The following is a 5,330-nucleotide window of genomic DNA, read 5'->3' as shown; positions in this document are numbered from 1 at the left end:
CCCCCCCCCCCCCCCCCCCCCCCCCCCCCCCCCCCCCCCCGCGCCAGCGCTCGGTATGCGCGCTGCCGCTGAGTCGCCAATTCGGGGCAGGCACTGCCCGTTTTGGGGCGTGCGCGGTACAGGCCGAGCCCTGGCCCTCTTGCTGGTCGTTTTTTGATCAGTTGTTTGTTACTCTGCCGATAGCAAAGTGTGGCGGGTGACAATTCAGTCGCCGTGTGGCTGCTACCGAAATTCTCAAAATTTCATAAAAGGCCGCACGAGTGTCGCATCCAGAATACGCTTGTCGCTCCTGACAATGCCCTTTTGCGGGGTTGCTGTTTTTAATTGAACGGCCAATCAATTCAGGCATAGGTTTTGCTTGATAAACAAAGCTGATCTGGGGCTGTCGTTGTCCAGAACCACAAGAAAGAGCCGCGTCATGCAACGGGGCTCAGTTTGAAGAGCCTAGCGTGAGGGTTTGCTTTATGTCGCAGTTCGCTCCAGGGGCGCAGCCCCAGAACCGTGTTCCCCTGTCCATCGGTTTCCTGCTGTTGGACAACTTTACCCTGATCTCCCTGGCTTCGGCAGTCGAGCCCCTGCGCATGGCCAATCAGCTCTCCGGCAAGGAACTGTACCGCTGGCATACCCTGACCCAGAGCGGCCAGCCGGTGTGCGCCAGCGACGGCCTGAAGATCACCCCGGACGCCGGGCTGAGCAATGCGCCGGCGCTGGATGTGGTGATCGTCTGCGGCGGCGTGGATATTCAGCACAGCGTCACCCGCGAGCATTTGCACTGGTTGCAGGTGCAGGCACGCCATGGTCGGCAAATCGGCGCGGTGTGCACCGGCAGCTGGGCCCTGGCCAAGGCCGGCCTGCTCGATGGTCACGACTGCAGCGTGCATTGGGAGTTTCTCGCCGCCATGCAGGAAGCTTTCCCGCGTGCGGCTGTGACCACCCGGCTGTTTTCCATCGACCGCAACCGCATTACCTCGTCCGGCGGCACCGCACCGATGGACATGATGCTGCACCTGATCGGCCGTGAGCATGGCCGCGAGCTGGCGGCCGGGATCTCCGAGATGTTCATCTACGAGCGTATCCGCAATGAGCAGGATCACCAGCGCGTACCGCTCAAGCACATGCTCGGCACCAACCAGCCGAAGCTGCAGGAAATAGTCGCGTTGATGGAGGCCAACCTGGAGGAGCCGATCGACCTCGACCAGCTGGCCTGCTATGTCGACGTCTCGCGCCGTCAGCTGGAGCGCCTGTTCCAGAAGTACCTGCACTGCTCGCCGTCGCGTTACTACCTGAAGCTGCGCCTGATCCGCGCGCGGCAACTGCTCAAGCAGACTTCGATGTCGATCATCGAAGTGGCCTCGGTGTGCGGTTTCGTCTCCACCCCGCACTTTTCCAAGTGCTACCGCGAATACTTCGGCATCCCGCCGCGCGACGAGCGTTCCGGGCAGAGCTCGGGCGGCGTGGTAGCGCTGGTGCCGCTGCCGGAAGACCTGATGCGGCCGTCCTCGTCCAGCGCCATGGAGGCATTGACCCGCGCCCAAGGCGAGTCGACCTTCGCCAGCGTGCGGCTGCTCTAGGGCGGGACGCGCAAGGGGTAGCCGGGCAGCTTCAGCCGTCCAACAGGCTGTGCAGTGAGGATATTCGTGGCTGACGCTGTGGCCGCGCGCATCACCGCCCGCCGCTTCTGCCGATGCCCACAAGTCGGCAGGCACGCTTGCCGCCAGTTTGCTGCGCGCCAGCGCGGCGTCGAAGGCGCGGCAGCCCTTCCTGGGTTGCCACCCGCCCAGCCGACAACTTTTCCCGGCCCTGACCTGCAGAAAGGGCGCTCGCTGCGTCCCTTTTCCTTGCCCGGCCAACCGGGGGCTTGAACGCGACGCGGAGCGAGTGCCGAAGGCGCCATCGAGCCGCTTTCCTGGGCCGGGTTGCCAGGCACTTGCGGTTCTTGCTTGTGCCGGCTCGCGAGGGCCCCGGTAATTCTTGCTGCGGCGCAGAACACGCTGCTCGGGCGATACCGCTGACCGCTGACCCCGCGTACTTACCCTGTCCGTTACTGCCGCCATCGTCTTCCGTAACGGGGGTGACAGCGTTCTGCGCGGGCGGCGCTACCGAAATGCTCAAACCCCGTACAGCGGGACTTGCAGTGATAAACGAGATGGCTTGTCGTGCCGGCCAAAGCCTTGTGCCGAGGGCCTTGGATAACCTCCGCTATTTTCATTGAACACACAGTTAATTTAGGCATGGCCTTTGCGTTGTTATCCGACCGATCTGGGGGTTATTGCTTTCCAGAACTAGAAAAAATAGAGCCTCGCCATGCTGTGGGCTCAACACCGTGTTTTGCTCCGCGCGAGGGTTTCATCGATGTCACAGTCCAGCCAAGGGGCGCAACCCCAGAACCGTGTTCCCCAGGCCATCGGCTTCCTGTTGCTGGACAACTTCACCCTGATTTCCCTGGCCTCGGCGGTAGAGCCTCTACGCATGGCCAATCAGCTCTCCGGCAAGGAGCTGTATCGTTGGTATACCTTGACCCAGAACGGTGCCCCGGTAAGCGCCAGCGACGGGCTGCAGATCACCCCGGACGCCGGGCTGGGCAATGCGCCGGCGCTGCATGCGGTGATTGTCTGCGGCGGCGTGGATATCCAGCACAGCGTCACCCGCGAGCACCTGCACTGGCTGCAGAGCCAGGCGCGCCACGGACGGCTGATGGGCGCGGTATGCACCGGCAGTTGGGCACTGGCCAAGGCTGGCTTGCTCGACGGTTACGAATGCAGCGTGCATTGGGAAGTCCTCGCGGCCATGCAGGAAGCTTCCCCCCGGGCAATCGTCACCACCCGCCTGTTTTCCATCGACCGCACCCGCAGTACCTCGTCCGGCGGTACCTCGCCGATGGACATGATGCTGCACCTGATCGGCCGCGAGCACAGCCGCGAGTTGGCGGCGGCGATCTCTGACATGTTCATCTACGAGCGCATCCGCAATGAACAGGATCATCAGCGCGTACCGCTCAAGCATATGCTCGGCACCAACCAGCCTAAACTGCAGGAAATTGTCGTATTGATGGAGGCCAACCTGGAGGAGCCGATCGACCTCGATGGCTTGGCCAGCTACGTCGATGTCTCGCGTCGCCAGCTCGAGCGTCTGTTCCAGAAATACCTGAACTGCTCGCCGTCGCGCTATTACCTCAAGCTGCGCCTGATCCGGGCGCGGCAACTGCTCAAGCAGACTTCGATGTCGATCATCGAGGTGGCCTCGGTGTGTGGTTTCGTCTCCACCCCGCACTTCTCCAAGTGCTACCGCGAATACTTCGGCATTCCGCCGCGTGACGAACGCAGCGGGCAGAACCTGGTGAGCCTGAGGGTGCTGGTGCCGCTGCCAGAAGACCTGCTGCGGCCGCCCTCGACCTCGGCCCTGGCCGTGCTTGCTCGCGCCCAAGGCGAATCGACCTTCGCCAGCGTGAGACTCTAGCCGTCAGCCGGCCGTCGGGCATGCTCGCCTTGCGCTGCTCGACGTAGGCCAGCAGGGCAGCGTCGATGGCCGGGTCCAGCTCCGGCGGCTGGTAGTCGGCCAGCAGCTTCTTCCAGCGCGCGTTGGCACGCTGGGCCATGTCCTGGCGACCGTCGGCATCCCATTGCTCGAAGCTGTTGTTGTCGGTGATCGGCGACAGGTAGAAGGCCGTCTTGAAGTTCAGCTGGGTGTGGTTGCAGCCGAGGAAGTGCTTGCCGGGGCCGACTTCGCGAATCGCCTCCATGGCCTGGCCTCCCTCCAGCCAGCCGGCGGTGTCTGGGCGAAGTTGACCCCGGTCAGAGTGGTCGGCAGCAGGGTGTTGGCGCTCTCGCTGGCCGCCTGGGCATCGGGGATCTTCGCGGCGGTGAAGGAGCCGCCGGAGCGGAACGGCACGCCCAGGCGCCGGGCCAGGTTGGCCATCACGTAGAGCACCAGCGCCGGCTCGGGGGTGCCGAAGGTGGGGGCACCGGACTGCATCGACATGGAGCTGGCGAAGCTGCCGAGCACCACCGGAGCGCCCGGGTTGACCAGCTGCACGAAGGCCATGCCGGCCAGGGTCTGGGCGGCGGTCCCGGCAATGGTCACCGGCGACATGGCCCCGGCGAGGATGAACGGGGTGACGATGCAGGCCTGGTTGGCGCGGGCATAGACCGTGGCGGCACCGAGCATGGTGTCGTCGAAGGTCATCGGCGATTTGGCGCTGATCAGGTTGATCACGCAGGTCCTCGGCTTGCCGGTGTCGGGATCGATCCAGTTGTCGCCAAACAGGATCTTGGCCATCTCGATGGTGTCCTGGGCCCGTTCCGGGTGGGTCACCGAGCCCATGAAGCACTTGTCGGAGTACTTCATGTGGCTGTAGATCATGTCCAGGTGGCGCTTGTTCACCGGCAGGTCCACCGGTTCGCAGATGGTGCCGCCGGCGTGATGGATGCTCGGCGACAGGTAGGCCAGTTTGACGAAGTTGTGGAAGTCCTCGAGGGTGCCGTAGCGCCGTCCCCGGTCGATGTCGTGGAACGAAGGGGCAGTCATGGGCGGGCACGAACACGGTGTTGGTGCCGCCGATGCGCACGCTGCGCGCCGGGTTGCGGGGCTGGGTGAACTCGCGCGGGCTGCCCGGCGTCGTTTGCGGGTAGACGTGCCGATACCGACTCTCTAGACTCGCCGTTCTTGCTTCAGGTGACCGCCGGCCATGGCCGGCGGTGAAACTGGGAAGTCGGTGCATTGCGCGTGTCTACGCCAACTATTCCGACGCTGCCCCCGCAACGGTAAACGAGTCAAGCCAACGCTTTTTCAACCACTGTGCTTTAGGGCATGGGAAGGTGCGTCTGGTGGCGTTTCGCAATGTCTGAACGCCGCTCGTGAGCCCGGAGACCGGCCTGTCGCAGTCCATGGCATCGCGGAGGGCGCTGTCTGGCGTGTGGGCTGCGCCGTTGTGCAGTGCATCCGCCGCTGGTTCTCCGCGTGTCCTACTCAGCCATGTTCGCCCGGGTGGGGCGACGGAGCTACGACGCGATGAGCAACTCCCTTTGCAAGCCGGCGGCCCTGCTGCTGTGCGCTATGCCCTGCATGTCCCCGGCCTGGGCCGCTGAACATACCCTCCTGAACGACCAGTTGGTGACCGCCACCCGCACCGCGCAGACCGCCGAGCAGAGCCTGGCCGCGGTGACGGTGTTCGACCGCGCGCAGATCGAGCAGAGCCAGGCCACCTCCCTGCCCGAGCTGCTGAAGAAGGTGCCAGGTGTGTCCCTGGCCAATAACGGCGGGCCGGGCCAGAACAGCGCGCTGTACATGCGTGGTACCAACTCCAATCATGTGCTGGTGCTGATCGACGGCAT

Annotated in this window: 3 protein-coding genes, 1 pseudogene and 1 riboswitch; of the genes and pseudogenes, 3 read left to right on the top strand and 1 reads right to left on the bottom strand. The window is 64.2% G+C overall.

The window, feature by feature from the left end:
• Positions 1-464: 464 nt before the first annotated feature.
• Positions 465-1,571 (top strand): GlxA family transcriptional regulator, encoded by a 1,107-nt coding sequence (locus tag ABZE94_RS20110; RefSeq protein WP_372877802.1) that lies wholly within the window; start codon positions 465-467, stop codon positions 1,569-1,571.
• 781 nt (positions 1,572-2,352) lie between these two features.
• A complete protein-coding gene (locus ABZE94_RS20105; protein ID WP_372877800.1) occupies positions 2,353-3,456 on the top strand; it encodes a GlxA family transcriptional regulator in 1,104 nt (367 codons plus the stop codon).
• Between the two features lie 76 nt (positions 3,457-3,532).
• Here the strand turns inward: ABZE94_RS20105 and ABZE94_RS20100 are convergent.
• Positions 3,533-4,524: pseudogene (locus ABZE94_RS20100) on the bottom strand (trimethylamine methyltransferase family protein); the annotation flags it as partial.
• Positions 4,525-4,652: 128 nt separating this feature from the next.
• A riboswitch (cobalamin riboswitch) is annotated at positions 4,653-4,890 on the top strand.
• A 117-nt stretch (positions 4,891-5,007) separates the two neighbouring features.
• On the opposite strand from ABZE94_RS20100, the gene ABZE94_RS20095 reads away from it, so the two are divergent.
• Positions 5,008-5,330, top strand: a 323-nt coding sequence (locus ABZE94_RS20095; RefSeq protein WP_372877798.1) for a TonB-dependent receptor plug domain-containing protein, incomplete at its 3' end; no start/stop codon positions are given.

The organism is Pseudomonas sp. (assembly GCF_041601375.1).
Lineage (GTDB): Bacteria > Pseudomonadota > Gammaproteobacteria > Pseudomonadales > Pseudomonadaceae > Aquipseudomonas.
The sequence above is the reverse complement of the archived record's forward strand: the minus strand, read 5'-3'. Positions and strand labels throughout refer to the sequence as shown.